Genomic DNA, 26,032 nt, shown 5'->3' with positions numbered 1-26,032 from the left:
AACGGGGCATGCACGCACCCGCACAAGCACGGCCGGTCGGGCTCACTGTCGCGGCGGCTTTGCTCTGCCTGATCACCGTTTCCTGCGGCAGCGGCGGCAGCACCACGCCAAAGTCACCCGCGTCCCGCACTACCGCCGAACATGGCTACGAAGCGGCGTACGACGCCGGATGGCGTGAAGGCAAGCGGCTCTTCAAGGACGGTGGCAAGGGCGCCGCGATCCGCGAGGTGGTGTGGGGAGGCTGCGTCCACCGGTCACTTACGGCTCAGCCGCACAACGTCGTGGAGAAGGACCGCGGGGCCTGGGTGCTGGGCTGCAAGCAGGCCGTGGGATCGGGAACGGACCGTCACCCGCCGACCAGGGGGGTGACACGCCGCGAATCCGATCCGGACCTCCTGGCCCGGTTCCGGTCCTGGGCCCTTGCGAACGGAGCCGAGCAGCCCGCGCAGCATGTCGGTCAGGTGGTCCTCGTCCACCTCGGGGACCGGGATTACGACGTCGAACTCGTCACCGCCTACACCGACGCGAGTGCGAAAGCCGAAGTGAAGCAACTGGCGGACGCATTCGCGACCTGGTGGGACGGCGACGACGGCGACAACGCCAGAGCGTGGAACCTCATCGTCTCCGCCAGGGATGGCGCGCGCCTCACCACCCGCAACCTCTGAAGCCCGCTCACCTCACCCGGCAACCCGCCCCAAAAAGATCGGATTGGTGAACGCCGCCATCACCCCCGGCACCGGCCCCACCGCCGTCTCATGCCGCAACTCCGCCCGCACATAGGCCGCGTAGGCCGGCGTCGTACGCCACTCCACCGTTCCGGACCCCGACACCGGCAGCGGGTCGCTGGTGAACAGCACCCCCTGGTCGGTGATGAACCGGACCGTGCAGCGCGGGGCGCCCGAGGCCTCCAGGCGGACGATGACCGGGGCGTCGTGGTCGACCTCCAGTCGCTCGCCGATGCCCGCGTGCTGACCCTTGTCCCCGCTCGCCGTGAAGGACACGGACACGTTCTTCGACTCGGCGATGTATGAGCGCCCCGCCCGGATGCCGGCTTGGATCGCCTCCCGGGTCAGGTCGTCGGCGAGGACGACGGTCTGGGGGGTGCCCACCGCGTCCGGGTCCCGGTGTGCGTCGCTGTTGCCCATGGCCGGAAGCCAGTCGCGTCCCTCCCGCACCGAGGCCACCAGCTGGTTGTCCCACTCCGCCAGCGTCACCTCGTCGTCCGGCGTGTACGGCCCGTTCCACACCTCGATCGCGTCCGCCTCGCCGAACCCGAACTTCCAGCCGCAGCCGACGCAGGTGGCGTGCGGATGGGCCGGGACCACCAGGCCGCCGGCCCGGTGGATCTGGCGGGCGAACTTGCCGAAGCGGTTGTCGCGGGCCCGGTAGCGCCAGTCGACGAAAGTGCCGGGCTCGGTCCCGAGGGCCACCACGTGCCCGTTCCGTGTGGTGACCTCCTCGCCGAGCATGATCAGCAGGTCGTCGCCCGCCTCGGCGGCCCAATGCGGGTGCGAGGAGTGCGTGTTGTGGTCCGAGGAGTTGATGAAGTCCAGGCCGGCCGCGCGCGCGAGCGCCGCGATCTCGGCCGGGGTGCGGCGGCCGTCGGAGTACCAGGAGTGGAGGTGGCAGTCGCCGCGGTACCAGGCGCGGCCCCGCCCCTTGGCGCGGGACGGCGGATACACGGGTTGCGGAGTCCCGCCGGGCTCGCCGTACGTCAGCGTGATGGTGAGCTCGTACGACAGCCCCTGCGGGGCCACCGTGTACGGGCCGAGTGCCACATACCAGGTGCCCTCCCGGACCGGCCCGGGCACATACCCCGGCGTCGCGTCGTCCGCGCGCACGAAGAACTCCGAGCGCGCCCCGCCCGACCAGCCCCTGAAGCCCCGGCCGCCCAGGTCGGTGCCGCGCTCGTCGAAGATGCCGATGTCGAGGGCGTTGCCCTGGGTGCCGGCCGGTACGGACGGCTTGTCGTAGGTGTAGGAGACCTTGATCTCCCGTACGCCGGAGGGGACTTCGACGGGTACGTACACGAAGTCCGGCGACCCCGGCGGCAAGGTGCCGCGCAGGGTTCTCGTCTCCTGGTCCTGGCCGTCCGCCGCTGCGAAGCTCACGCTTCCCAACGTAAGGGCGGCGGCCGCTCCCGTCACGAACAGAGCGCGTCGTCCGATGCCGTGCGCGTCCTCATGCATGCGGCCACTGTCGGGGGCGGCCGTGAACTCCTGTGGAAGGAGAGGGAATCGGCGTGCCGATATGTCATGTACACGAGCGGGGTGGTCTGCCGTGTCCCGCCTGTGAATGCGATGACGGATGTGAATGTGATGGCTGATGTGATGCCGACCGGTCGGTATGGACATTTATGGTCCGGCCCGGTAGAGATGGGACATGCGTATCGCCGTAACGATCTTCCTCACCGACGAGACGATCACCCCGACCCGGCTCGCCCGTGAGCTGGAGGCGCGCGGTTTCGCCGGCCTGTACCTGCCCGAGCACACGCACATCCCGGTGGAGCGGGCGACCCCGTACCCGGCGGGCGGCGAGCTGCCGCCCGAGTACGGCCGCACCCTCGACCCCTTCGTCGCGCTCGGCCAGGCCGCCGCGGTGACCGAGAACCTCAGCCTCGGCACCGGCATCACGCTGGTCGCCCAGCACGACCCGATCGACCTCGCCAAGCAGATCGCGACCCTCGACCACCTCTCCGGCGGCCGCTTCACCCTCGGCCTCGGCTTCGGCTGGAACGTCGAGGAGGCCGCCGACCACGGCGTCGAGTGGCGTACGCGGCGGGAGCTGGTCCGGGACCGCATGGCGTTGATGCGCGCGCTGTGGAGTGACGAACCCACCGCGTACGAGGGGGAGTTCGGGGGCGTGCGGGCCTCGTACGCCCACCCGAAGCCGGCCCAGAAGCCGCGCGGACCGGTCGTCGGCCCGCGCACGCTCGTCGGCGGGGCGGCCGGCCCGAAGCTCTTCTCCCACATCTGCGAGTACGCCGACGGTTGGCTGCCGATCGGCGGGCGCGGGCTGTCGGAGTCGCTGCCGGTGCTGCGGACGGCCTGGGCGGACGCGGGCCGCGACCCGGCCGCCCTCCAGATCGTCCCGTACGCCGTCTTCCCCAGCCCCGGCAAGCTCGCGCACTACGCGGAGCTGGGCGTCGAGGAGGTCGTCGTACAACTGCCGCCGGCGGGGGAGACGGAGGTCCTGCGGGTGCTGGACGATTACGCCGAGTACGTGTAGCCGCGGGGTGGGCAGCCACCCCAGGGGCGCGGGGAACTGCGCGACCAGCCACAACGAACCCGCACCCGGCACTGCACCGCACCATCCCCGGACTGTCTCCAAGCCCGCAGACCTCGAACGTATGCTCAAGGAATGACGACTTCCGCGACCTCCGGAACCGGCCCCACCGAGAACTCCATGCGTCGCGCCCTCAAACGAGCAAGGGACGGCGTCGCCCTGGACCTCACCGAGGCAGCCGTCCTCCTCCAGGCCCGCGGCGAGGCCCTCACCGACCTCGCCGCCTCCGCTGCCCGGGTCCGGGACGCGGGCCTGGAGGCGGCCGGCCGCCCCGGCGTCATCACGTACTCGAAGAGCGTCTTCATCCCCCTCACCCGGCTGTGCCGGGACAAGTGCCACTACTGCACGTTCGTCACCGTCCCCGGCAAGCTGCGCCGGGCGGGGCACGGGATGTTCATGTCCCCCGACGAGGTCCTCGACATCGCCCGCAAGGGTGCCGCCCTCGGCTGCAAGGAAGCCCTGATCACCCTGGGCGACAAGCCGGAGGACCGCTGGCCCGAGGCCCGCGAATGGCTCGACGCGCACGGCTACGACGACACCATCGCCTACGTCCGCGCCATCTCCATCCGCATCCTGGAGGAGACGGGCCTGCTGCCCCACCTCAACCCGGGGGTCATGTCCTGGACGGACTTCCAGCGCCTGAAGCCCGTCGCCCCGTCCATGGGCATGATGCTGGAGACCACCGCGACCCGGCTGTGGTCGGAGCCGGGCGGCCCGCACTACGGCTCTCCGGACAAGGAACCGGCCGTCCGCCTGCGCGTGCTGGAGGACGCGGGACGCTCCTCCGTCCCCTTCACGTCCGGCATCCTGATCGGGATCGGCGAGACGTACGAGGAGCGGGCGGAGTCCCTCTTCGCGCTCCGCAAGGTCTCCCGGGCGTACCACTCCATCCAGGAACTGATCATCCAGAACTTCCGCGCCAAGCCGGACACCGCGATGCGCGGCATGCCGGACGCCGAGCTGGACGAGCTGGTGGCGACGGTGGCGGTGGCCCGGCTCATCATGGGCCCGGCCGCCTGCCTCCAGGCGCCGCCGAACCTGGTCGACAGCGAGTACGAGCGGCTGATCGGGGCCGGTATCGACGACTGGGGCGGGGTGTCCCCGCTGACCATCGACCACGTCAACCCCGAGCGCCCCTGGCCGCAGATCGAGGAACTGGCCGTACGGTCGGAGGCCGTGGGCTTCGAGCTGCGCGAACGGCTCTGCGTGTACCCGGAGTTCGTGCAGCGCGGCGAGCCGTGGCTGGACCCGCGGCTGCGTCCGCACGTGCGCGCGCTGGCCGACCCGGAGACGGGCCTCGCGCGTCCGGAGGCGACCGTCGAGGGGCACCCGTGGCAGGAGCCCGAGGAGGCCTTCGTCGCCTCCGGCCGTACGGATCTGCACACCTCCATCGACACCGAGGGCCGTACGTCCGACCGCCGCGACGACTTCGACGAGGTGTACGGCGACTGGGCGGAGCTGCGGGAGGCAGCGGCGCCCGGCATGGTGCCCGAGCGCATCGACACGGACGTACGGGCGGCGCTGGCGACGGCGGCCGACGACCCGACGAAGCTGACCGACGACGAGGCGCTGGCGCTGCTGCACGCGGACGGACCGGCGCTGGACGCGCTGACGCGGATCGCGGACGACGTCCGCAAGGCAGCCGTCGGCGACGACGTCACGTACATCGTCACCCGGAACATCAACTTCACCAACGTCTGCTACACGGGCTGCCGCTTCTGCGCCTTCGCACAGCGCCGCACCGACGCCGACGCCTACACGCTCTCCCTGGACCAGGTGGCGGACCGGGCGCAGCAGGCGTGGGACGTGGGCGCGGTCGAGGTCTGCATGCAGGGCGGCATCCACCCGGACCTGCCGGGGACGGCGTACTTCGACATCGCACGGGCGGTGAAGGAGCGCGTCCCCGGAATGCACGTCCACGCCTTCTCGCCCATGGAGGTCGTCAACGGCGCGACGCGGACGGGGATGTCCATCCGGGAGTGGCTGACGGCGGCGAAGGAGGCGGGCCTGGACACCATCCCCGGTACGGCCGCCGAGATCCTCGACGACGAGGTCCGCTGGATCCTGACCAAGGGCAAGCTCCCGGCGGCGACCTGGATCGAGGTGATCACCACGGCGCACGAGCTGGGCATCCGGTCGAGCTCGACGATGATGTACGGGCATGTGGACCAGCCGAGGCACTGGCTGGGGCATTTGAGGACCCTGGCCGACATTCAGCAACGCACCGGCGGCTTCACGGAGTTCGTGACGCTCCCCTTCATCCACACGAACGCGCCGGTGTACCTGGCGGGCATCTCCCGCCCGGGTCCGTCCACCCGCGACAACCGCGCGGTGACGGCGATGGCGAGGCTCCTCCTGCACCCCCACATCCCCAACATCCAGACCAGCTGGGTGAAACTGGGCACGGAGGGCGCGGCGGAGATGCTCCGCTCGGGCGCGAACGACCTGGGCGGCACCCTCATGGAGGAGACGATCTCCCGCATGGCGGGCTCCTCCTACGGCTCGTACAAGTCGGTCAAGGACCTGATCGCGGTGGCGGAGGCGGCGGGGAGGCCCGCGCGGCCGCGTACGACGCTCTACGGCGAGGTGTCGGAGGAACGGCAGCGGGCGGCGGCGGTGTCGGACGGGCACTTGCCGGAGCTGCTGCCGGTTCTGGACTGAGTACGATGATCCGACCCCTGTTCCATGAGGACATGGGGATGTGGAGCTGAGGAGATGCGTGCCGTGCCAGCCCCGAAGGTCTGGGTGACCGGTCTGACGGTGGGAGCGATCGCCGCTGTCGTCGTCCTGGCCGTACAGGCCGACAAGGGGCAGAAGCCCCACGCGGTCGCCGCCCGGCCGAGCGCCTCGGCGTCGCCGGGCGTGCATCCCACGCCCACGAAGGTCAAGGCCAAGGTGCCGGACGGCTCCGGCACCGGCCGCCGCGTCGTCTACTCCCTCGGGCAGAAGACGGCGTGGCTGGTCGACGCGAGCGGCGCGGCCCGCCGCACCTTCGCCGTGTGGCCGGGGACGGTGAGCCCGGACCCCGGCCCGTACACGGTCGGCACGCGCGCCGAGGGCCCGCTGACCGGCTCGGACGGCGTGAAGATCGAGCACATCGTGTACTTCTCCGCCAAGTCCGGCGTCAACATCGCCTTCTCCAACGCGGTGGACGGATCATCGCCGCCGCCGGCCGCGTCCGGCACCCCGACAGGCGGTATCCGCATGCGCACGGCGGACGGGGCGGCGCTGTGGACGTTTGCTTCGGCGGGCACGAAGGTCACCGTGGTCAAATAGCGCAAAGCGTGGAGGTGTCCGGTCCCGGCCCCGGTCGCATCAGCTTGAACGCTGATGCGACCGGTCCGGACAACGGAAGTTTCGCGGTCAGGCAGCCGAGTCGGTCCGCCGGTCGGTCAGCAATACGACGAGCAGTGCGACCCCGCTGAACACGATCACGCGGGTTGCCGCCTCGAGCCCGTTCCAGGTCTTCGACTGCCACATGGAGAACCACTCACCGCCGATCGCGATGAAACCGGCGCCGAAGAGCAGCAGAAGCATCAGCAGGCCGTAGGTGGAGATACTGCGGGCCCGGGTGTAGTCGCGGCGGGCCCACAGCCAGGTGCCGTAGATGAGGACGAGGGCGGCGAGGGTCTCCCAGACGATGATGGCGATGTAAGCGGCGTTCTGCAGGCCCTTGCTGGTGATCGCCCGCCACATCAGGTCGTCGTCCTTGAACGTGGTGTCCATGGCCAGAACGTGTTGCACGAACGCCTGGTTGGTGCCGAAGTCGGTGATGTTGCCGAAGGCGACGAGGGCGATGTAGAGGGCGACGCTCGCGGTGAGGAGGGCGGCCGTCAGGGTGAGGGCGCGGGTGTGGGGGGTTGTGGGGGCAGCCGTGTCGGTAGCCGTGTTGGTGGACATGACAGCCATCTTCCCCGCAACGACCGGTCCGCCTACGCAAATTGATTCAGATCGATGGCGTCGCATCAGCCAATACCTGACCACTCGCGACCAGACCTGTCATATCTCGCATACCACTCCGCCCCCTGAACCGACCGTTCACGTTCGATTACAGTGCTGAGCTGTCATGAGTCGGGCGGTGCCAGTGGGGAGGTCTTGGTGAGTGCGCCAGCCGGGGCCATTTGGGGCCGTGTCGAGCAGCAGGATTTTCGGAGCCGGGTGCGGGGGACGCTGCTCGGGGCCGCCGTGGGGGATGCGCTGGGAGCGCCCGTCGACGGGCTGGACCTCGACGGGATCCGGGAGGGGTACGGGGCCGAGGGCGTCGCGGACTTCGCTTTCGCGTACGGCAGGCGCGGTGCCGTCACCCACATCACCCAGCTGACCCTGTTCACCGTCGACGGGCTGATACGTGCGCAGGTGCGCCGCGACACCGGGGCCTGGCATCCGCCGACCGATCTGCACCGGGCGTATCTGCGGTGGGCGGCCACCCAGCGCGACTGGGGGCCGGACGAGCGTCGTAAGGACGATGGGTGGCTGGCGCGGGAGGAGTGGCTCTACGCCCGCCGGGACCCGGCCCGCTCTCTGCTCCTGGGGTTCGGGGACGAGCACATGGGGACCCTGGACGCGCCCAAGAACCCCGGTGAGATCGGGCCCGAGGCGACCGTGCGTTCCGCGCCCTTCGGGCTGCTGGTGGGCTGGGAGCCGCAGTTGGTGGTCCAGCTGGCGGTGGAGTGCGCGGCGCAGACCCATGGGCATCCGACGGCCTATCTGTCGGCGGGGGCGTACGCCGTGATCGTGCATGGTCTGGCCCGCGGCGAGACCCTCGACGGGGCCGTGCAGCGGGCGCTCGCGCTGCTCGCCGCGCGGCCGGGGCATCAGCCGGTGTCGGACGCGCTGCAGCATGCGCTGGGCGCCGTACGGCAGGGTATGCCCACCCCCCTGAGGGTCGAGGAGCTGGCCGGGGACGGGTCGGCGGAGGGCGTGCTGGCCGCCGCCGTGTACTGCGCACTGGTGGGGGAGGACTTCCGGCACGGGCTGTGCCTCGCGGTGAACCAGGACGGCCCCTCGGGCGCGACGGCCGCCCTGACCGGTGGCCTCCTCGGTGCCCTGCACGGCGAAACGGCCCTCCCGCCGGCCTGGCTGGCCGAACTGGAAGGCCGTCCCACGCTGCTGGAACTCGCCGACGACTTCGCCATGGAGATGACCCAGGGGCCCGCGCTGCACGGGCCGGCGGGGTCGTCCCCGGGGTGGCTCGCCCGCTATCCGAGAGCCTGATCCACGCCGTTTCTGATTACTCCTTCACCGCCGTGCCCACGGCACCCTCCGCCGGCCCCGCCGGAGTCGGGATCGCCGCCGCGGCCGCGCCGTCGTCGTCCGTGTTGACGCGGTCGATGATCGCGAGGCGGTCCGGGGTGTCCTCGGGCTTCAGGTAGCCGATGAGGATGTAGAGGACGAGGGAGACGGCCAGGGGGACCGAGACCTGGTACTCCAGGGGGACTCCGCCCTTGACCTTCCAGTTGATCGGGTAGTTGACCAGCCAGAAGGCCAGCAGGCCCATCGACCAGCTGGTGAGGGCGGCCGTCGGGCCGGAGCGGCGGAACGGGCGGAGCAGGCCCAGCATCATCGGGATCGCGATCGGGCCCATCAGACCCGCGACCCACTTGATGACCACGGTGATGATGTCCTTGAAGGCGGGCGAGTTGACCTGTGTCGCCACCGACATCGACAGACCGAGGAAGATCACGGTGGTGACGCGGGCGGCGATCAGGCCGGACCGCTGGTGGTGGCGCCACTCCCGGGCCCGCCGCGAGATCACCGGCGCCACATCACGGGTGAAGACGGCCGCGATCGCGTTGGCGTCGGAGGAGCACATGGCCATGGTGTGCGAGAAGAAGCCGACGATGACCAGGCCCAACAGGCCGTGCGGGATGAGCTGTTCGGTCATCAGGCCGTAGGAGTCGGAGCCGTCCGGCTTCTGGGCGTGGACCAGAAGCGGGGACATCCACATGGGGAAGAACAACACCACCGGCCAGACCAGCCACAGCGCCGCCGACAGCCGCGCCGACCGCTCCGCATCCCGCGCGCTGCCCGTCGCCATGTAGCGCTGGGCCTGGTTGAGCATGCCGCCGTTGTACTCGAAGAGCTTGATGAAGAGGAAGGCAAGGAGGAAGACCGTGCCGTAGGGGCCGACCAGTGGCTTGCCGTGGCCCTGCAGGGCCGGCTCGTCCCAGGCGCCGAAGAAGCCGATGCCCTTGTCGTTCAGTTTCAGTACGACGGCGACGAACATCGTGACGCCCGCCAGCAACTGGATGACGAACTGCCCGAGTTCGGTCAGCGCGTCCGCCCACAGGCCGCCGATCGTGCAGTAGACAGCGGTGATCGCGCCGGTGATGAGGATGCCCTGGTTGAGGGTCAGACCGGTGAACACCGACAGCAGCGTCGCGATGGCCGCCCACTTGGCGCCCACGTCCACGATCTTCAGCAGCATGCCGGACCAGACGAGGGCCTGCTGGGTCTTCAGGTCGTAACGGTTCTTCAAGTACTCAAGGGGGGACGCCACATGGAGGCGCGAGCGCAGCCGGTTGATGCGCGGCGCGAACAGCTTCGAACCGATGGCGATGCCCAGCGCGATCGGGAAGGACCAGGTGACGAAGGACGTCACGCCGTATGTGTAGGCGATGCCCGCGTAGCCCGTGAACATCACCGCGCTGTAGCCCGACATGTGGTGCGAGATCCCGGACAGCCACCACGGCATCTTCCCGCCGGCCGTGAAGAAGTCGCTGACGTCGTCCACGCGTTTGTGGGACCAGACGCCGATCGCCACCATGACGCCGAAATAGCCGATGAGCACGGCCCAGTCGAGACCGTTCATGTACGCCTCCCAAGGGTCAGCCCGGCGCTCATCGTGGGCGTTGTCGCGTGAACACGACAAGTGAGCGTAGGGTCAAAGGGAGGTAAAATCATTCTGCCTGATGGTTGTGGTTCATCTACGTGAACTCATCGCATCAGCTCCCCGGCGTTGACCAGCAATGACTGTCCCGTGATCGACCGCGCCCGGTCCGAGGCCAGGAACACCGCCGCGTCGGCCACATCTCCGTCCGTCGCGAGATCGGGGAGCGCCATGCGGCTTGTGAGGCGCTGCAGTACGTCGGCCTCCGGCACGCCCTCCGTCTGGGCCGTGAACTGCACGTACGTCTGCACCGGCGGTCCCCACATCCAGCCCGGCAGCACGGTGTTGACCCGGATGCGATGCGGTCCGAGCTCCCGGGCGAGGGAGTACATCGCGCTCGTCAGCGCGCCCTTCGAGGCCGCGTACGCCGCCTGCTTCACCTGGGTGGGGGCCGCCACCGAGGACTGCGTCCCGATGAACACCACCGAGCCGCCGCACGTCTTCAGCGCTGGCAGACACGCCCGCGTCATCCGCAGCGACCCCAGCAGATTCACATCGATCACCGACTGCCAGGTCATGAAGTCCGCGTCCTGGAGGCCGCCGAAGTAGCCGTCCATGGCGGCCACATGGACCACCGCGTCGATCCGCCCGAACCGCTCCCGCGCGAGTGCCGCCAGCGCGTCGCACTGCGCCTCGTCCCTGATGTCGGTCGCCCGGAACGCCGTGTGCGCCCCGTCCGGATCGATCTCGGCGGCGCTCTTCGCGAGGTTGGCCTCCGTACGCGCCCCGAGCACCGCATTGCCCCCGTCGCGCACGACCGCCGCCGCGACCTGATGACCGAGCCCGGCGCCGACCCCCGACACGACGACGGTCTTGCCCGTGAGCAGTGACATCCGAGCCTCCGGGGGTATGGCCAATTATCTGACGGGGCGTCAGAGTATGGGCGACCGACGGAGGATGGAAGGGGAGCGACATGAGTGAGGAAACCCGCAGCGACGTGTACGCCGAGCTGGCCGCCGTCGGGCCGTACGGGGTCCGGCCGGGCCATGCGCTGATCACCATGGTCGAGCCGCACCCGGGACACGAGTACGCCTACAACCGCTGGTACGAGGACGACCACTACTACGCCGGCGCGATGGCGATGCCCTGGATGTACGCCGGACGTCGCTGGGTGGCGACCCGCGACCTCCAACTCCTGCGCTATCCCGAGAAGTCGGCGATCGCCCAGCCGGTCACCGCGGGCTGCTACCTCTCGACGTATTGGATCACGGACGGCCGCTACGACGACCACATGCGATGGACCGTCGCGATCAACAAACGCCTCAACCGCGATGCCCGGGTCTACCAGGACCGTACGCACGTCTTCACGGCGTTCCAGGACCACGAGGCGACGGTCTACCGGGACGGGGCCGCCGGACCCCGCGACTTCCATGCCCTCGACCACCCGTATGCGGGCCTCGTCGTCGAGGTGATCGACGCCGAATCGGCGGAGCAGCGGGCGGAGTTGCTGGAATGGCTGCGGTCGCGCCATCTGCCGAAGCGGGTGGCGGGCTCACCGGCCGCGATGGTGACCGTCTTCCGGCCGACCCCGCTGCCCGGTGATCGCATGACGTATGTGAAGCAGGTCGAGGGCGTGGACACGAGGCTGACGCTGCTGTGGTTCCTGGAGACGGACCCGCGGGAGTGCTGGGAGGCGTACTACGCGGACCTGGATGCGCCGGTGCGGGAGGCGGGGCTGGGGAGGGTGGAGCTGGTGGCGCCGTTCGTCCCCACGGTGCCGGGGACGGACAAGTACGTCGACCGGTTGAGGTAGGGCGGTTCATGGCACTTCGGGGCACAAGCCGAGCCCTCTCGGCAGGGACGGCGACCGGTCGAGAGGGCTCTTCAGGTGCTGCTTGTGATGGTGTGGACGGCGAACGCGGTCGAGGATCAGCAGATCCTCCCCTCCCTACGCCTTGATCGAAGCGACGAAGGTGTTCCACGCGTCGGCCGGGAAAGCCACTACGGGGCCCTCGGTGACCTTGGAGTCCCGGACGGCCATAGCCGCGCCGACCGGTGACTTGATCTCGACGCACGCGCCGTTGCCCGTGGAGTACGAGGACTTGGTCCAGGTGTCCGTGGCGCCCTGAAGAATTGCCATTTTTGCTCCGTATTGCCAGTCGTTGAGTGCTGTCACCGGACGACGAGTCCAACTCCGGACCCATAGCGCGGTTTGCGCCAACCCTTGCTGTGTGGTGGCGTGATCGACGCTACTCGCCAACCTCGGCGTATGAAGCGACCATTCACTCGACTGGGTGGCATATTCCAGATGAGTCTTCCACTCCGACTTGGGGGCGTGTACGGTGCGGCGCTTCAGCGGGCGTATTCCTTCGCGATGTCCGCGATGAACTGCCGGGACTGGTCCGGATTCAGGGCCTGCGCGCGCAGGTGCTCGTACATCACGCTGTACTTCTGCACGTCGTTCGCCTTCTCCAGGTACAGGTCACTGGTGACGCCCTCGATGTAGACGACGCTGGAGTCCGACGCGTCCGGGAACTCAAGGATCGCGTACTGGCCGTTCAGCCCCGGATGGGCGCCCAGGTCGAAGGGGATCACCTGCGCGGTGACGTGCGGCAGTTGGGACTGCTCGACGAGGTGCTCCAACTGGTCGCGCATGAGGGAACGATTGCCCACGACCCGGCGCAGCGCCGCCTCGTCCATCACCGTCCACAGCCGGAGCGGGTTCTCCGGGGCGGTGATTCGTTCCTGCCGGCGCAGGCGCACCTGGACGCGCTTCTCGACATCGGCGGCGGCCGTCTCCGGCAGGGCGCCCGCGATGAGGGCCTCGGCGTACTGCCGGGTCTGGAGCAAGCCGGGGACGACCTGCGGATCGTAGACCCGCAGACTCGCCGCATCCGTCTCCAGCCCGATGTAGACGCTGTACGGAATGTCGCCGAAGGAATGCCACCACCCTTGCTGGCGGCTGTCCTTGGCCATCTGCATCAGCGAGTCGACGATCCGGTGGTCCTCCACCTCGTACACCCCGCACAGGTCGCGGACGTCGCGCTGGCTGATGCTGCGCCGGCCGTTCTCCAGCCGGCTGATCTTCGACTGCGAGACCAGCAGCCGCTCCGCCACTTCCTCGGCTGTCATGCCCTTGAGCTCGCGGAGCCGACGCAGCTCCTGGCCCAGCCGGCGTCGCCTGACGGTGGGATTGACATTGGACGCCACGAGACGTGCACCTCCGGCTGCGTGCCTGCGCTACCTGTACTTTGCCACTTTGCGTATCTGCTGTTGAGCAGACTGCCACCAAGGGGCTTCGTACCGCTGGGAAACGTTGGATATGCGCTGCATACACGCCAGTTCATGAGTTACATGGGTGCATGAGGTCATGAAAAGCGGCCGCGCGGGGCGGCGGAACCGTTACGGCATCCGTCTGGACGGATGGCGTACGGCCCCGCCGCCCCGCGCGGACCAGCGGCTCCCGTACCGGGTCTCGGGGACTGCCTCTGCAGGCTCGGTGCGGCGCTCGGCGGTGCGTGGTGCTGCGGTGCGTGGTACTGCGTTGCGTTGTGGTGCAGTTGCGGTGCGTGGTGCTGCGGTTCGTGCCGTTCGTCTGTCGCTTGTCGTGGGACTGCGGCTCAGTGGGCCACGACGCGCGCCATGGAACCGCGGCGCGGCTGCATCGGAACGCCACGAGCGGGTTCCGGTGCGGACCTGGCCGGTCCGGCGGCGGCCTGACGGCCGGCCGGGGCCGGGCTGCGGCGCGGCTGGGCCGCCACACCGTTCTGGACGTCCATGACGGCGTGCGCCACGAGACCGCCCATGGGGTCGTGCCTGATCAGATCCCGCAGCCGGGACCGGGACGAACGTCCCTCGTTCCCCGGATACAGGTGCTTGCCGAGGCCGACCGCGTGTGCCAGTGCGGCGAGCGCAGCGGTCCGCGGGTCCGGCGGTACGCCGGTGCGGATCGCGGAGTCCAGCCGGGCCCTGATCTCCCGGCTGATCTCGTTGTCCGTCGCCTGGTAGCGAGTCGTCGGCAGCACTCCGCACATCTGGCCCGCCACGGCATGCACCATGCCGCACCGCTCCAGATGCGAGAGGTAGACCTGGCGCAGCCCGAGACGCGGCCCGCCAATCCAGTTCACTGCACGCACGGGAGCGCCACGCCTTCGCAGCAACTCCAACGCACAGTCCAAAGTTGGATCTCCAGTCGGCCGTGGGGCTACCACGGCGATACGATCCCCGTCTGGGGCTATCCGTCCGGCCAGCGCCAGCTCCACTAGCTGTGCTCCGGCCAGACCGAGGTCGAGCGACTGCGGCTGTGCAGTGGTACCCGTGGCCGGGTCCAACGCCAGCAGCAGAAGCTCCTCCGGAAGTGTTCTGCGGCTCCTGCCCATCCATGCCTCCCCGCGTGGATGAAAGACAGGGTGACCCCTCTCACATCGGTCTGTCGAGGGTGCGTGACCTGTTTGTGAGGGAACCGGTAGGTATGTCGTTCTCGTCTACCGCAGGGGTTAAGCCCCCACACAGGACACTGGTACATGGTTCGGACAGCGTGTTTGAGCGGTGTTTCGGGCGGCGGTTCACGGTTCGGTAGGCGCACGGAGGGCGTGCGCACGGAGGAGGCATCGGTGGCGGGCGAGTCCCCCGACAGGTCGAAGAAGCGCGAGTCGTCGGCAGAACCGACGTCGGGGAAGACGGGCCCGGTTCCCGAGACCCGCACCCAAGAACGCGACGAACGCGATCCTCGCCTGGCGGTGGCCCGGGATACGGGGTCCGCCGGCGGATCAGCCGACGGTTCGGCGTCCGGTTCGGCGTCCGGTTCGTCCGGCGAGGCCGGGGCGCGCGGTGGCGTGGATACGGCGACGCGGGTGTTTTCGGTGCGAGGGCTTGTCACGGGTGCCGCTGAGGGTGCCGGGGACGCAGCGAGCGCTGAGGACGCCGAGGGTTCCGCGAGCGGCGGTGACGTTTCGGCGGACGCCGGGGCGGCCGAGGGCGAGGCTGTGACGGGCGGTACCGCGGGCGACGCGCCGGGTGACGCGAGGCTGCGTGCGGCTGTGGCGGCCTGGGTCCGGTCGGGCGACTCCAAGGGGCCTGAGAGCCCGGCGGGCGAGGAGACGGCCGCTGAGGCTGCCGGAGCCGGGGATTCAGGGGATGGCGAGGGCTCGGCGGGCGAAGTGCAGGCCGCCGGGGCCGGGGGTGCCGCGGACTCCGAGGGCTCCGAGGGCTCCGGTGGTGCGGCGGGCGAGGAGGCGGCTGCTGAGGCTGTCGGAGCCGGGGATTCCGGGGAGCCCGGGGAGTCCGAGGACGCCGTAGACGCCGAGGGTGCCGACAGCGCTTCGGCGGGCGATGCCGATGCCGACGGCGACGGCGAGCAGGGCGCTGAGGCGGGCGGCACGGGCCCGGGCGATGCGGACGAGCCCGAGGCTGACGCGACGGACGAGCCTGCCGACGCCGACGACAAGGCTGCCGAGCCCGCGGTGCAGACCGACGGCCCGGTGCAGGCCGAGGTCGAGGACCGGACGAATGCCGAGCCGGAGGCCGGTGGCGCTGCCGCCGACGACTCCGACGAGGACAGCGCGCCCGAAGCCGCGACCGACGGCGCCGATACGGCTGCCGCGGATGGCGAACCTGCAGCTGCCGACGGCAAGGGCGCAGCCGCTACGGACGGCAAACTCGCGGCTGCCGATGGCGCAGATGCAGCCGTCACCGATGGCGAGCGTGCAGCCGCTGACGCCAACGGCGCCGCTGCCGCGGACAGCGAACCCGCAGTAGCCGACGGCGCCGGTGCAGCCGCCGACGATGCTGAGGTGGACGCCACCGCTGGTGACCCCGCAGCAGCCCGCGGTTCTGACGCAGCCGCGCCGGGCGACGAACCTCCGGCTGCCGACCCCACCGAAGACGAACCCGCAGCCGCCGACGGCGAGGACACCCCCCAGGGGCCACCCGCAGTCGACGACGAAAGTGGTACGGGTGGTGCGGGTGGGAACAATGGCGACGCCGAAGGCGGAGCCGAGGCCGAGGCCGGGGGCAAGGGCGTCGATCAGCCCACCGCCGTCTTCAAGCGCCCGAGCGCCAAGCCTCAGGTCGACCAGCCCACCACCATGCTCAAGCTCGGCGGCGCCAAGAGCCCCAAGACCCCCGAGCCGTCCGAAGCCGAGCGCACCAGCAAATTCGTAGCGCTGAAGCCGCTCGACGAACCGCGCACGCCGCGCAAGCCCGCGGACGTGACCGCTGCCGTCCCCCAGGTCGGCCCCGAGCGCACCGCCCAGCAGCCGCTGCCCCCGAAGCCGCCGCTGGACCTGCTGGCCGAGCTGACGAACACCCCTCCGCCGCCGCAGACCCCGGTCCGCACGATCATCCGCCGGGTCAAGATCTGGACCCCGCTGGTCCTGCTCCTCGCGATCATCTTTGCGATCGTGCAGTCCGTGCGCCCGCTGCCCACCCCCACCCTCGCGCTCACCGCCGACGACTCGTACACCTTCGACGGCACCAAGGCCGGCCTCCCCTGGCCGAACGAGGGCCAGGGCTGGATGGACGTCAACGGCATCGGCACGATGGGGAGCTTCGGCAAGCAGACCCCCGTCCCCATCGGCTCCGTGGCCAAGGCCATGACCGCGTACATCGTCCTCAAGGACCACCCGCTCAAGCAGGGCGAGGAGGGCAAGAAGATCACGGTCGACGCCCTGGCGGAGAAGGAGGGCGGCTACGACAAGCAGCACGAGTCCACCCTCAACACCGTCAAGAAGGGCGACGTCCTCACCGAGAAGCAGGCGCTGTCGGCCATCATGATCCCGTCGGCCAACAACATCGCGCGCCTGCTGGCCCGTTGGGACATGGGCTCCGAGGCGGCGTTCATCAAGAGGATGAACGACACCGCCAAGGAACTCGGCATGAAGAACACGACCTACACCGATGCCTCCGGCCTCAAGGAGTCCACCGTCTCCACCGCCGAGGACCAGGTCAAACTCGGCAACGAGCTCGTGAAGATCCCGGCGCTGATGGACATCACGAAGCTGCCCTTCTGGTTCGACCCGTCCGGCAAGAAGTGGAAGAACTACGACGCTCTGGTCCCCTACAACGGCGCCATCGGCATCAAGACGGGCACGACCACCAAGGCCGGCGGCAATCTCCTCTTCGCCGCCACCAAGGAGGTCGGCGGCGAGACGGTCACCGTGGTCGGCGCGATCCTCGACCAGCAGACGGCGCCGATCATCGACACCGTCAACAACGTCAGCAAGACGGCGATGCTCGCCGCCCGGGATGCCCTGACCTCGACGAAGATACTGAAGAAGGGCGAGGTCGTCGGGTACGTGGACGACCAGCTCGGCGGGCACACCCCCATCGTGCTCACCAAGGACGTCGCGGCGGTCGGCTGGGCGGGCCTCAAGGTGAAGCTGTCCTTCGACGCCGACGACGTACCGCACACCGCGAAGGCCGGCGCGAAGGTGGGCACGCTCACCGTGGGCGACGGCACCAGCGGCGCGGTCAAGGTCCCGGTCGCGCTGCAGAAGGACCTCACCGAACCCGGCTTCACGGCGAAGCTCAAGCGCCTCGCCTGACAGCAGCCGCGGATGGCGTCGCACCCCGTCGGCGGGCCCACCAGGGAGCCCTCCGACGGGGTGCGTGCTAGCGTCACGAAACGGGGCAGGCCGTCGCTCACGGGACGCGGCCGGGAAATCCCCAGGGATGCAGCCGCGAACGGGCGGCCAACGGGACGCGTCCCAGAACAAAAGACAGGACACCCACGGGGAGTGCCTTCAGGTGGCCACTGCGGAGCCGACACACGCCGACGACGCCGATCCGGGCCGGGGAACCGGCCCGCGAATACGCGTGCCCGCACCGCGCACGGACGGCATGCACGACATGCACGACATGCGCGCCGGTGACACCGACACCGACCGTGAGCGGGTGACCGAGCGGGCCAAGAGCGACGAGGACCGACCGTCACGTGCGACGGCCGCTTTCCTCGCCCTGCGCGAGCGCATGCTGCGCCATCCGGTGCTCTCGGTCACCGCACTGGCCGGGGTACTCCACATCGTCTGGTTCTTCACTTTCGCGAACAGCGGCGGCGATCTTGCGGCGCAGGACGCATGGGCCGAGTTCGTCGGCCGGCACCCGGACTCGGCGTACAACCTGGCCTGGTACGGCGGTATGCACCCGGTGTCGTACAGCGTGGTCTCGCCGTATCTGATGTCGGTGCTCGGTGTCCGTACGACGATGATGATCGCGGGGACGGTCTCGGCCGGTCTGCTGACGATGATCCTCATGCGCAGCCGGTCCGTGAAGAACCCGCTGTGGGCGTCACTGGCGGGGCTTTTCGCGTTCCTGTGCAACGCGGTCTCGGGCCGGGTGACCTTCGGTCTGGGCACGATGTTCTCGCTGGGCGCGGTGGCCGTCGTCTTCTGCTGGCCGTACAAGTGGCGCTACAAGCGGTGGGCGAAGGCCCTGTGCGCGGCCCCGCTGGCCGCGCTGGCGACGCTGTCGTCACCGGTCGCCGGCCTGTTCGTGGGGCTGGTCGCCGTGGCCCTGTTCCTGCAGAAGCGCCGGCCGGGCGCCTGGGCGCTGGGGCTCACCCCCGCCGCGGTGGTGGCCGTGTCGGCCTGGCTGTTCCCCTTCTCCGGCACCCAGCCGATGACGATCTGGTCGGTGATCCTGCCGTTCCTGTACGCGGTCCTCGCCTTCGTGCTCGTCCCGAAGGAGTGGACGACGGTCCGCCTGACCTCCGCGGTGTACGGCCTCGCCGTCCTCGCGGTCTGGCTGGTCAGCTCGCAGATCGGCTCCAACATCACCCGGCTGGCGATGCTGTTCGCCGGCGTGACGCTGGTCGCGGCGCTCCCGTTCACCGTGCCGCGCTCACGCAAGTGGTACGTCACCGTGCTCGCGTTCCTCGGGTTCATCGGCTGGATCGGCTTCAAGTCGGTGGACGACATCATCCATACGACGCCCGCCGCGTCCTGGGCGCGCGAACTCGCCCCCCTCGTGAACGAGCTCCAGGGCGTCGGCGCCGAGAAGGGCCGCGTCGAGGTCGTCCCCGCCCGCTCCCACCGCGAGGCCTCCGCCCTCTCCCCGTACGTCAACCTGGCCCGCGGCTGGAACCGCCAGGCCGACATGGAGCGCAACCCCCTCTTCTACGACGACACCCTCAACTCGGCGAACTATCACGAGTGGCTGCAGCGCTGGGCCGTCCACTTCGTCGTCCTGCCGAAGGGCGAGCCGGACGGCGACGGCCGCGAGCGTGCGCTCGTGCGGCGGGGCATGCCGTATCTGAAGCAGATCTGGGGCGACGCCAACTGGCAGCTGTTCCGCGTCACCGACCCGACCCCGCTCGCCGACCCGCCCGCCACCGTCGACCGTGCGGACCAGGGCGAGCTGACCATCGAGGTCAAGAAGCCCGGCCGCGTCCTCATCCGCGTCCCCTACTCGCCGTGGCTCGGCCTGGTCGACGCCAAGGGGAAGGGCGTCAAGCCCCCGCAGGAGACTTACGCGTCCAAGCATCGCGCCGATGGTGCGCCCAAGTCGTTCTCCAACGTCAACGGTTGTCTGATGCAGACGTCGGAGGACGACAAGGGGGACAAGTGGACGGTGCTGTTGGCGCCGAAGGCGGGGACGTATCGGCTGGGGGCGCCGTATCAGTTGCCGCGCGGTACTCCGTGCCCTGACGAGTTGAAGTGACCGTCGGCTGCGGCTGGCGTAGCTGGGGGCTGCCGCCCCCAGACCCCCGCTTCGGCCTGAACGGCCTCGTCCTCAAACGCCGGACGGGCTGAAAGATCAGGCCCCGGCCGGGTTGAAAGTGATCACCGCACGGGGAAGGCGACGTCACACACCGCATCCTCCGGCCCCGCCGCATCCCAGTCCGCGAAGTAGATCTCGCGGCAGGGGCCGGCCATCTCCAGGCCCTCGCGGGCCATCCACTCCTCCACCGCCTCGAAGGCCGCCAGGATCTGCGGATGGGCCACCTGGGCCTTGGTGATGCGGGTGTATGCGAGGCGCTGGGCCGGCTCCACCCGGACCTTCGTCTCCCAGGCCCGACCCTTCGCCTCCGCCCACTTCCGCGCCGCCGCCTCGTCCGCGACCGGCACGCACGCCTGAGCCGGGCCGTCGCTCTCCATGGACACCTCGGCGTGGTAGACGACGTACGGCGCCGCCGTCGCGCCCCCGCACTCCTTGGCCGCCGCCTCCAGCCGCCCGAGCGATGCCCCGATCCACGCCGGCAACTCGTCCGCCAGCGTGTGCCGTGTCTCGGTGATCACCGTCTGCGCCGGCACGTCCACCGTCTCGACCACGAACTTTCCGTACATCTCGGAGCTCCTCCCCGACAGTCGTCCACGGAGGTACTCGGCGAGCGTCCGCTGCCCCGCGAGGCGCGTCTCGACGTCCGTCCAGTACGCGGCGAGCAGCCCGGCCGCCTCCGGCCCGTCCGTCTCGACCACCTCGGCGATCCGGGCGAGCGGCATGTCGAGCTGCCGTAGCAGCGCGACCAGCCGGGCGCGTTCCACCTGGTCGGCGCGGTAGTAGCGGTAGCCGCTGGCCTCGTCGACCTGGGCCGGTGCGAGCAGGCCGAGGCGGTCGTAGAGCCGCAGGGCCTTCGGCGAGAGCCGCGCCCGCGCGGCGAACGCGCCGATGGTGAGCAGTTCGTCGTCCACGCGAGCATCCTCCGTCACCGGACGGGTCCTTTCCGCCCGGTGACAGGAACGCTCGTCCTTGCCCCAGGGGCAAGGTCAACAGGTACCCACCGGCACCTAGGCGAGGGCGCTCTCCACCGCCGCCACGACCTCCGCCGCCTCCGGCTCGGTCTGCGGGGAGAAACGGGCGACAACCTTGCCGTCCCGCCCGATCAGGAACTTCTCGAAGTTCCAGCGGATGTCGCCGGTGTGCCCCTCGGTGTCGGCGAAGCCGACCAGGCGGTCGTACAGGGCGTGCCGGTCCTCCCCGTTGACCTCGACCTTCTCGGTCAGCGGGAAGGTCACGCCGTACGTCGCCGAGCAGAACTCGGCGATCTCCTCGGCGCTGCCGGGCTCCTGCCCGAGGAACTGGTTGCAGGGCACGCCGAGGACGGTGAAGCCCTTGTCGGCGTACTGCTTCTGGAGGTTCTCCAGACCCGTGTACTGCGGGGTCAGGCCGCACTTGGAGGCCACATTCACGATGAGGACGGCCTGGCCCGCGTACTGGGAGAGGTCGGCCGAGCCGCCCTGGAGGGTGTTGATCTCGACGGCGAGAGGGGAGTTGCTGTCAGTGGTCGTCATGAAACGGATGCTAACTCCGGTATGTGTCGGACCGTTGCGGGGCCTCGACCAGAACGTCCCCCGCCGCCGTCCGCTCGTACAGCACCGACCGCCCCGCCCGCCGCCGTTCCACCAGCCCCGCGTCCAGCAGTACGCGCAGATGCCGGCCGACCGAGCCGAGGCCCTGCCCGGTCACGGCGACGAGCTGGCTCGTGCTCATGGGGGAGGCGAGGAGTACCAGGACTCCGGCTCGCGCGGGGCCGAGCAGGGCGCCGAGGCTTGCGGGCACGTTCCGGCTGCCGGGGTCGGCGAGGGCGCCCGTGCAGCCGTAGACGATGGCGTACCGCTTCGGGATCTCCCAGTACGCCCAGCCGTGCCCGGGTGTGACCGGCACCAGGACGAGTTCGGCGCCGGAGATGTCGCGGGGCGGGAGTTCGAGCACATTCACCTGGAGCCGGTTGTCGCCGAGCCAGCGTGTCTGCCCCGGCTTCAGGGAGTCCAGTGCGGCCGCCCAGCCGTGCCGGCTGACCTGCGCGGTCCGGGCGGCCACGTCCGCCTCCAGGACGCGGCGACGGCGGTCCCAGTACGGCCGTACGGTCTCGGTCCAGACGTGGGCGAGGAGCGCGGCCGCCCGCTGAGGCAGGTCGTCCCGCTCCAGGGCGGCCGGGAGCGGGCCGCGGAGGGAGACGCGGAGGTCGGCGCGGGCCTGGGCGGGGTCGGTCGCCCGGACCTGGGCCAGCGTTTCCGCCAAGGGTTCCCCGTCGCGGGGGAGGGGCACGAGGAAGTCGGCGATCCAGGACCTGCCGAGCCCGGCGCGCACGAGTTGCGCGGTCACCGGGTCGGCCGCGAGGAGCGCGCGGTAGCCGGGCAGGTGGGCGCGGAGCCAGGCCTCCTCGCCGGGATGGGCAGCGGTTCCTGCGTGCAGCAGTTGCAGGCCTGCGAAGGTCTCTGCGAACGGGGAGAGCACGAACCGGCTGCGGGCGAGGGTGTCGGCGTTGAGCTGCCACCAACCCATGAGCACCCCCGGAGGTTTCGCCGATGCGCGAAACGATAACGACGCCGTCCCGGCTGCTCCGAGACTCCGTGCATGCGCAGCTACCGACAGCTCTTCCGTACCCCGGAGTACACCCCGTTCCTCCTCTCCTTCGCCGCCCATGGCGCGGCCCAGACGATCAGCGGCCTGGCGCTCGCCACGCTGGTCTACCGGGCCACCGACTCGCCGCTGCTGTCGGCGCTGAGCCTGTTCGGTCCGCAGCTCGCGCAGGTGCTGGGCGCGACCTTCCTGCTCTCGGGCTCCGACCGGCTGCCCCCTCGCTCGACGATCTCCGGGATGGGGCTCGCCTTCGCGGCCGGTACGGCGGTGACGGCGCTGCCCGGACTACCGGTCGGGGCGGTCTTCGGCCTCGTGTTCCTGCAGGGGCTGATCGCCTCGCTGGGCGGCGGGGTGCGCGGCGGCCTGCTGAACGAGATCCTCCCCAAGGACGGCTATGTACTGGGGCGTTCGGTGTTCAACATGCTCTGGGGGCTCATCCAGATCAGCGGCTTCGCGACCGGCGGCGTCCTGCTGACCGTCCTGTCCCCGCGCACCTGTCTGCTGCTTGCGGCCGGGCTCTACGCCGTCTCCGCCCTCGTCACCCGCCTCGGCCTCACCGCCCGGCCGCCGCGCTCCTCGGGCCGCCCGTCCGTCTCGGCGACCTGGCGCACCAACGCCCTGCTGTGGTCCTCGCGCCCCCGCCGCCTGACCTATCTGGGCCTGTGGGTGCCCAACGGCCTGGTGGTCGGCTGCGATTCCCTCTTCGTCTCCTACGACCCGCGCCACGCCGGTGCGCTGTTCGCGTGCGGGGCGGTGGGCATGTTCGCCGGTGACCTGACCGTGGGCCGTCTCGTGCCGCCGGCCCTGCGCCCCCGGCTGGACATCCCGCTGCGGCTGCTGCTGGCGGCGCCGTATCTGTTCTTCTTCCTGCGGCCGGGAACGGCGCTTGCGGCCCTCGCGTCGGCCGTGGCGTCCGTCGGCTTCGCCGCGAGCCTGGTCCTGCAGGAACGCCTGATGTCCCTGACCCCCGACGAACTCGCGGGCCACGCCCTCGGATTGCACTCCGCCGGAATGCTCACCATGCAGGGCGTGGCCGCGACCGTGGCCGGCTCGGTGGCCCAACTCACCTCGCCCGCCACGGCGATGACCGTGATGGCGGCCGGGTCGCTCGCCGTGACGCTGGTGCTGGGGATCGAGCGCAGGCGGGCGGAGCGTGCCGTCGACGAGACGGGCGGGTTGGACGGCGAAGGGTATTTTCCGCTCCCCAGGGCATGAACAGCGGGCAGGATGCAGGGACGTTCGCCGACACCGGCTGGGGGAGTCCGCTCATGCCGAACAGTTCTGCCGCCCGGTGGCCGTCGCGCAGTCTGCTGGGCGCGATGTCACCGGAGGCGTGCCGGGAACTGCTCGGGCTGGGTGTGCGGACCCGGTTCGAGGCGGGAGATGTACTGCTGCGGGAGGGCGACACCGACAGGCATGTGCTGGTGCTGCTCTCCGGCTTCGCCAAGGTGACGGCGCGGGTGGAGAACGGCGAGGAGTCGCTGCTCGCGGTCCGGGTCGGCGGTGACATCGTCGGGGAGATGGCGGCCATGGACGGGGCGCCGCGTTCGGCCACGGTGGCGGCCTGCGGCACGGTGGACGCGCGACTGCTCCGACACGACCTGCTGCGGGGCCTGCTGGTGCGCCGGCCCGAGGTGCACCTGGTGCTGACCGGGATCGTCGCGGACCGGCTGCGCTGGGCCAACCGCAGGCGCCTGGACTTCAGGGGCTACCCGGTCAAGGTGCGGCTGGCCCGGCTCCTGGTCGAGCTCGCCACCTCCTACGGCCGCCCGACGGAGCGCGGCCCCGAGATCGGCTGCCGGCTGACCCAGCCGGAGCTGGCGGCGCTCACCGGCGCCGCCGAGACGACCATCCACAAGGGGCTGCGCGAACTGCGCAGGTCCGGCCTGCTGGAGACCGGCTACGGCTCCACGGTCATCCTGGACCTGCCCCGGCTCCGGCGGTTGGCGGACCTTCCGCCGGATGACTGACCGGATGACTGACCGGATGACTGACCGGATGACTGACCGGAGGTCCGTCCGGACAGGGCCTACGACCACAGCGGTCGCAGGACGACCAGCAGCCCGGCGACGGCGCCCATCACCGCGGTGCAGACCACGGCGGCGGTGAGGCACCGGTACTTGCGGACGGCCACCAGGGAGAGGAAGCGGATCGTCCCGGACAGCTCCCGCCGCTCCTCGGCCGCCGCGCCGCCGGAGCCGTCGGCGGGCAGGATGTCGGGGCCCGAGGCGAGGCCGACGAAGCTGTAGCGATTGGCGCCGACCGGGCGCAGCACCCGGGGGCGCAGGGTCGCGGCGAGGAATCCGGCACCGCCCAGCAGAGCGCACACGAAAACGGCGAGCAGGGTGCCGGACACGACCGCCGCCGGGCCGCCGCGCCCCAAGGCGCGCATGGCGGGGCCGCTCCAGGAGCCGGCGGTGCCGACCAGGGCTGCCTGGGCGGCGGCCAGGATCCCCGCCTTGGTGTCCGCGTGCTGATGGGTGGTCTGCAGGGCGGAGAACATGAACTCGGCGGGACGGTTGTCCGAGCGGGCACCATGGGACGGCATACGGCTCCTTCTGCCGACGGGCGGACGGTCGCCTTCAAGTAGGGCCCGAAACGGGGCGCGGAACCCGGGATTTCTCCGGGATTCGCCGAGCCCGTCCTGCCGTACCGGTGGGCAACTCATCGAACCCGTCCGTAACTCGCAGCCGCCCCGGTATGTTTCCGCTCCTTTCCGCATCCCGTACTTCGACGGGGTTCGCCGTGTCCCGGGCGTGTACCACTGGCCTACCGGCGTCCGCCTGACCGGGGGAGCGGACGCCGGTGTGATCCATTGAGTGAGCGGGGAGTTCGAGCATGGCAACGTTCGGTCGCAGACTGCTGCTGGCAGTCGATGCGAAGGGTTACGGCGGCGTCCGCGTGGTGACGCAGGGCCAGTTCCAGGAGGCCATCCAGAAGCTGCTCGGCCAGGCGGCCGAAGCGGCCGGGCTGGAGCGGGAGCGCTGGCAGACGCAGGAGGGCGGGGACTCGGTGCTCGCGGTCCTGCCCGAGGGGGCCTCGGAGCCCGACCTGGTCGACACGTTCATGCGCAGACTGGACGCCGGGCTGCGGGACTTCAACCACGACCGCCTGCCGGAGAGGTGGCTGCGGCTGCGGGCCGCCGTGCACTTCGGCACCGCCTCACCGGCCGCCAACGGGTTCGTCGGCCGGGCCCCGGTCGAGATCGGCCGGATCCTGGACAGCGCCCCGCTGCGGTCGGCCCTGGCGGCGGCACCGGACGCGTGCCTGGCCGTCGCGGTCTCCGCGACCGTCTTCAACGACGTGATCAGCGAGGCCTATACGACGATCCGGGCGCAGGAGTTCCGCGAGGTGCGGATCGCGGAGAAGGAGTACAGCGGGACGGCCTGGATCTGGGTGCCCGGGTACGACGCGCGGGCGCTCGGCATCGAGGGGCCGACGGTGCACGCGGGTCCGGACGAGCCCAGCGCGCAGGGTGGTGACGGGGGTGGTGCAGAAAATCCCGCGCGCCCCCAGAGTGCGCCAACTGCCCCCGGAGACACGGTCGTTCAGCACTTCAACGGAACCGTGAACGCCGAGGGTGCCGTCTTCGGAATCTCCAAGTGACCCGAGCGACGG

General features: G+C 70.4%; 22 protein-coding genes. 11 read left to right on the top strand and 11 right to left on the bottom strand.

Annotated elements, in window-relative coordinates:
* The first annotated feature begins 8 nt into the window (after positions 1-8).
* A complete protein-coding gene (locus P2Q00_RS17720; protein ID WP_275773512.1) occupies positions 9-665 on the top strand; it encodes a hypothetical protein in 657 nt (218 codons plus the stop codon).
* Positions 666-677: 12 nt separating this feature from the next.
* On the opposite strand, the gene P2Q00_RS17715 is transcribed toward P2Q00_RS17720, so the two are convergent.
* Positions 678-2,189, bottom strand: a complete 1,512-nt coding sequence (locus P2Q00_RS17715) for a CehA/McbA family metallohydrolase (RefSeq protein ID WP_275773511.1) — start codon at positions 2,187-2,189, stop codon at positions 678-680.
* Between the two features lie 193 nt (positions 2,190-2,382).
* Here P2Q00_RS17715 and P2Q00_RS17710 point away from each other — a divergent pair, with 193 nt between their 5' ends.
* The 3 genes from P2Q00_RS17710 (at position 2,383) to P2Q00_RS17700 (ending at position 6,561) form a co-directional block, all read left to right on the top strand.
* On the top strand, positions 2,383-3,228 hold the full coding sequence (locus tag P2Q00_RS17710) for an LLM class F420-dependent oxidoreductase (protein WP_275773510.1): 846 nt from the start codon (positions 2,383-2,385) through the stop codon (positions 3,226-3,228).
* Positions 3,229-3,360: 132 nt separating this feature from the next.
* Positions 3,361-5,946, top strand: coding sequence for a bifunctional FO biosynthesis protein CofGH (locus tag P2Q00_RS17705; protein WP_275773509.1), 2,586 nt, complete (start codon positions 3,361-3,363; stop codon positions 5,944-5,946).
* A 54-nt stretch (positions 5,947-6,000) separates the two neighbouring features.
* Positions 6,001-6,561 carry a hypothetical protein gene (locus P2Q00_RS17700; RefSeq protein ID WP_275773508.1) on the top strand — a complete coding sequence of 187 codons (561 nt, stop codon included), beginning with the start codon at positions 6,001-6,003 and terminating at the stop codon, positions 6,559-6,561.
* A gap of 87 nt (positions 6,562-6,648) precedes the next feature.
* On the opposite strand, the gene P2Q00_RS17695 is transcribed toward P2Q00_RS17700, so the two are convergent.
* A complete protein-coding gene (locus P2Q00_RS17695) occupies positions 6,649-7,185 on the bottom strand; it encodes a DUF2165 domain-containing protein (RefSeq protein ID WP_275773507.1) in 537 nt (178 codons plus the stop codon).
* Positions 7,186-7,383: 198 nt separating this feature from the next.
* On the opposite strand from P2Q00_RS17695, the gene P2Q00_RS17690 reads away from it, so the two are divergent.
* Positions 7,384-8,499 (top strand): ADP-ribosylglycohydrolase family protein, encoded by a 1,116-nt coding sequence (locus tag P2Q00_RS17690; RefSeq protein WP_275773506.1) that lies wholly within the window; start codon positions 7,384-7,386, stop codon positions 8,497-8,499.
* A 16-nt stretch (positions 8,500-8,515) separates the two neighbouring features.
* Here the strand turns inward: P2Q00_RS17690 and P2Q00_RS17685 are convergent, their stop codons facing one another.
* Complete coding sequence (locus tag P2Q00_RS17685; protein ID WP_275773505.1) at positions 8,516-10,096, bottom strand: sodium:solute symporter family protein; 1,581 nt, start codon at positions 10,094-10,096, stop codon at positions 8,516-8,518.
* Positions 10,097-10,221: 125 nt separating this feature from the next.
* Positions 10,222-11,007, bottom strand: coding sequence for an SDR family oxidoreductase (locus P2Q00_RS17680; RefSeq protein ID WP_275773504.1), 786 nt, complete (start codon positions 11,005-11,007; stop codon positions 10,222-10,224).
* Between the two features lie 80 nt (positions 11,008-11,087).
* Here P2Q00_RS17680 and P2Q00_RS17675 point away from each other — a divergent pair, with 80 nt between their 5' ends.
* The gene (locus tag P2Q00_RS17675) at positions 11,088-11,927 is read left to right on the top strand and encodes a hypothetical protein (RefSeq protein WP_275773503.1); all 840 of its coding nucleotides are present in this window, start codon (positions 11,088-11,090) and stop codon (positions 11,925-11,927) included.
* A gap of 135 nt (positions 11,928-12,062) precedes the next feature.
* Here P2Q00_RS17675 and P2Q00_RS17670 read toward each other — a convergent pair whose 3' ends face one another.
* The 3 genes from P2Q00_RS17670 to P2Q00_RS17660 all read right to left on the bottom strand — a co-directional run bounded on the left by P2Q00_RS17670 (position 12,063) and on the right by P2Q00_RS17660 (position 14,493).
* Entirely contained in the window at positions 12,063-12,254 is a 192-nt protein-coding gene (locus P2Q00_RS17670; RefSeq protein ID WP_275773502.1) for a DUF397 domain-containing protein, read from the bottom strand.
* Positions 12,255-12,466: 212 nt separating this feature from the next.
* On the bottom strand, positions 12,467-13,324 hold the full coding sequence (locus P2Q00_RS17665) for a helix-turn-helix domain-containing protein (RefSeq protein ID WP_275773501.1): 858 nt from the start codon (positions 13,322-13,324) through the stop codon (positions 12,467-12,469).
* Between the two features lie 410 nt (positions 13,325-13,734).
* The gene (locus P2Q00_RS17660) at positions 13,735-14,493 is read right to left on the bottom strand and encodes a GOLPH3/VPS74 family protein (protein WP_275773500.1); all 759 of its coding nucleotides are present in this window, start codon (positions 14,491-14,493) and stop codon (positions 13,735-13,737) included.
* Between the two features lie 213 nt (positions 14,494-14,706).
* Between P2Q00_RS17660 and P2Q00_RS17655 the strand changes: the two genes are divergently transcribed.
* Together P2Q00_RS17655 and P2Q00_RS17650 are read left to right on the top strand one after the other, a co-directional pair.
* On the top strand, positions 14,707-17,658 hold the full coding sequence (locus P2Q00_RS17655; RefSeq protein ID WP_275773499.1) for a D-alanyl-D-alanine carboxypeptidase family protein: 2,952 nt from the start codon (positions 14,707-14,709) through the stop codon (positions 17,656-17,658).
* Positions 17,659-17,860: 202 nt separating this feature from the next.
* Positions 17,861-19,771, top strand: a complete 1,911-nt coding sequence (locus tag P2Q00_RS17650; RefSeq protein ID WP_275773498.1) for a DUF8823 domain-containing protein — start codon at positions 17,861-17,863, stop codon at positions 19,769-19,771.
* Positions 19,772-19,893: 122 nt separating this feature from the next.
* Here P2Q00_RS17650 and P2Q00_RS17645 read toward each other — a convergent pair whose 3' ends face one another.
* The 3 genes from P2Q00_RS17645 to P2Q00_RS17635 form a co-directional block, all read right to left on the bottom strand.
* Positions 19,894-20,760 (bottom strand): MerR family transcriptional regulator, encoded by an 867-nt coding sequence (locus tag P2Q00_RS17645; RefSeq protein ID WP_275773497.1) that lies wholly within the window; start codon positions 20,758-20,760, stop codon positions 19,894-19,896.
* Between the two features lie 78 nt (positions 20,761-20,838).
* Positions 20,839-21,342 (bottom strand): glutathione peroxidase, encoded by a 504-nt coding sequence (locus P2Q00_RS17640; protein ID WP_275773496.1) that lies wholly within the window; start codon positions 21,340-21,342, stop codon positions 20,839-20,841.
* A 10-nt stretch (positions 21,343-21,352) separates the two neighbouring features.
* Positions 21,353-22,336, bottom strand: coding sequence for an ArsR/SmtB family transcription factor (locus tag P2Q00_RS17635; protein WP_275773495.1), 984 nt, complete (start codon positions 22,334-22,336; stop codon positions 21,353-21,355).
* A gap of 72 nt (positions 22,337-22,408) precedes the next feature.
* Between P2Q00_RS17635 and P2Q00_RS17630 the strand changes: the two genes are divergently transcribed.
* Together P2Q00_RS17630 and P2Q00_RS17625 are read left to right on the top strand one after the other, a co-directional pair.
* Complete coding sequence (locus tag P2Q00_RS17630) at positions 22,409-23,629, top strand: MFS transporter (RefSeq protein ID WP_275773494.1); 1,221 nt, start codon at positions 22,409-22,411, stop codon at positions 23,627-23,629.
* Between the two features lie 53 nt (positions 23,630-23,682).
* Positions 23,683-24,384 carry a Crp/Fnr family transcriptional regulator gene (locus tag P2Q00_RS17625; protein ID WP_275773493.1) on the top strand — a complete coding sequence of 234 codons (702 nt, stop codon included), beginning with the start codon at positions 23,683-23,685 and terminating at the stop codon, positions 24,382-24,384.
* 59 nt (positions 24,385-24,443) lie between these two features.
* Here the strand turns inward: P2Q00_RS17625 and P2Q00_RS17620 are convergent, their stop codons facing one another.
* A complete protein-coding gene (locus P2Q00_RS17620) occupies positions 24,444-24,962 on the bottom strand; it encodes a Pycsar system effector family protein (RefSeq protein ID WP_275773492.1) in 519 nt (172 codons plus the stop codon).
* A gap of 290 nt (positions 24,963-25,252) precedes the next feature.
* Between P2Q00_RS17620 and P2Q00_RS17615 the strand changes: the two genes are divergently transcribed.
* Positions 25,253-26,020: a hypothetical protein gene (locus P2Q00_RS17615; protein ID WP_275773491.1), complete on the top strand. Its 768-nt coding sequence runs from the start codon at positions 25,253-25,255 to the stop codon at positions 26,018-26,020.
* The last annotated feature ends 12 nt before the right edge of the window (positions 26,021-26,032 follow it).

The organism is Streptomyces coacervatus (assembly GCF_029223485.1).
In the GTDB taxonomy this organism is placed as follows: Bacteria; Actinomycetota; Actinomycetes; order Streptomycetales; family Streptomycetaceae; genus Streptomyces; species Streptomyces coacervatus.
This window is presented reverse-complemented; position numbering and strand designations above follow the sequence as displayed.

What these genes read in the sequence shown, in the direction of transcription:
- P2Q00_RS17710 (WP_275773510.1), top strand. Translation starts at nt 2,383, where the DNA reads ATGCGTATCGCCGTAACGATCTTCCTCACCGACGAGACGATCACCCCG.
- P2Q00_RS17630 (WP_275773494.1), top strand. Translation starts at nt 22,409, where the DNA reads ATGCGCAGCTACCGACAGCTCTTCCGTACCCCGGAGTACACCCCGTTC.
- P2Q00_RS17675 (WP_275773503.1), top strand. Translation starts at nt 11,088, where the DNA reads ATGAGTGAGGAAACCCGCAGCGACGTGTACGCCGAGCTGGCCGCCGTC.
- P2Q00_RS17685 (WP_275773505.1), bottom strand. Translation starts at nt 10,096, where the DNA reads ATGAACGGTCTCGACTGGGCCGTGCTCATCGGCTATTTCGGCGTCATG.
- P2Q00_RS17695 (WP_275773507.1), bottom strand. Translation starts at nt 7,185, where the DNA reads ATGTCCACCAACACGGCTACCGACACGGCTGCCCCCACAACCCCCCAC.
- P2Q00_RS17620 (WP_275773492.1), bottom strand. Translation starts at nt 24,962, where the DNA reads ATGCCGTCCCATGGTGCCCGCTCGGACAACCGTCCCGCCGAGTTCATG.
- P2Q00_RS17635 (WP_275773495.1), bottom strand. Translation starts at nt 22,336, where the DNA reads ATGGGTTGGTGGCAGCTCAACGCCGACACCCTCGCCCGCAGCCGGTTC.
- P2Q00_RS17720 (WP_275773512.1), top strand. Translation starts at nt 9, where the DNA reads ATGCACGCACCCGCACAAGCACGGCCGGTCGGGCTCACTGTCGCGGCG.
- P2Q00_RS17680 (WP_275773504.1), bottom strand. Translation starts at nt 11,007, where the DNA reads ATGTCACTGCTCACGGGCAAGACCGTCGTCGTGTCGGGGGTCGGCGCC.
- P2Q00_RS17670 (WP_275773502.1), bottom strand. Translation starts at nt 12,254, where the DNA reads ATGGCAATTCTTCAGGGCGCCACGGACACCTGGACCAAGTCCTCGTAC.
- P2Q00_RS17615 (WP_275773491.1), top strand. Translation starts at nt 25,253, where the DNA reads ATGGCAACGTTCGGTCGCAGACTGCTGCTGGCAGTCGATGCGAAGGGT.
- P2Q00_RS17640 (WP_275773496.1), bottom strand. Translation starts at nt 21,342, where the DNA reads ATGACGACCACTGACAGCAACTCCCCTCTCGCCGTCGAGATCAACACC.
- P2Q00_RS17625 (WP_275773493.1), top strand. Translation starts at nt 23,683, where the DNA reads ATGCCGAACAGTTCTGCCGCCCGGTGGCCGTCGCGCAGTCTGCTGGGC.
- P2Q00_RS17705 (WP_275773509.1), top strand. Translation starts at nt 3,361, where the DNA reads ATGACGACTTCCGCGACCTCCGGAACCGGCCCCACCGAGAACTCCATG.
- P2Q00_RS17715 (WP_275773511.1), bottom strand. Translation starts at nt 2,189, where the DNA reads ATGCATGAGGACGCGCACGGCATCGGACGACGCGCTCTGTTCGTGACG.
- P2Q00_RS17660 (WP_275773500.1), bottom strand. Translation starts at nt 14,493, where the DNA reads ATGGGCAGGAGCCGCAGAACACTTCCGGAGGAGCTTCTGCTGCTGGCG.
- P2Q00_RS17700 (WP_275773508.1), top strand. Translation starts at nt 6,001, where the DNA reads ATGCGTGCCGTGCCAGCCCCGAAGGTCTGGGTGACCGGTCTGACGGTG.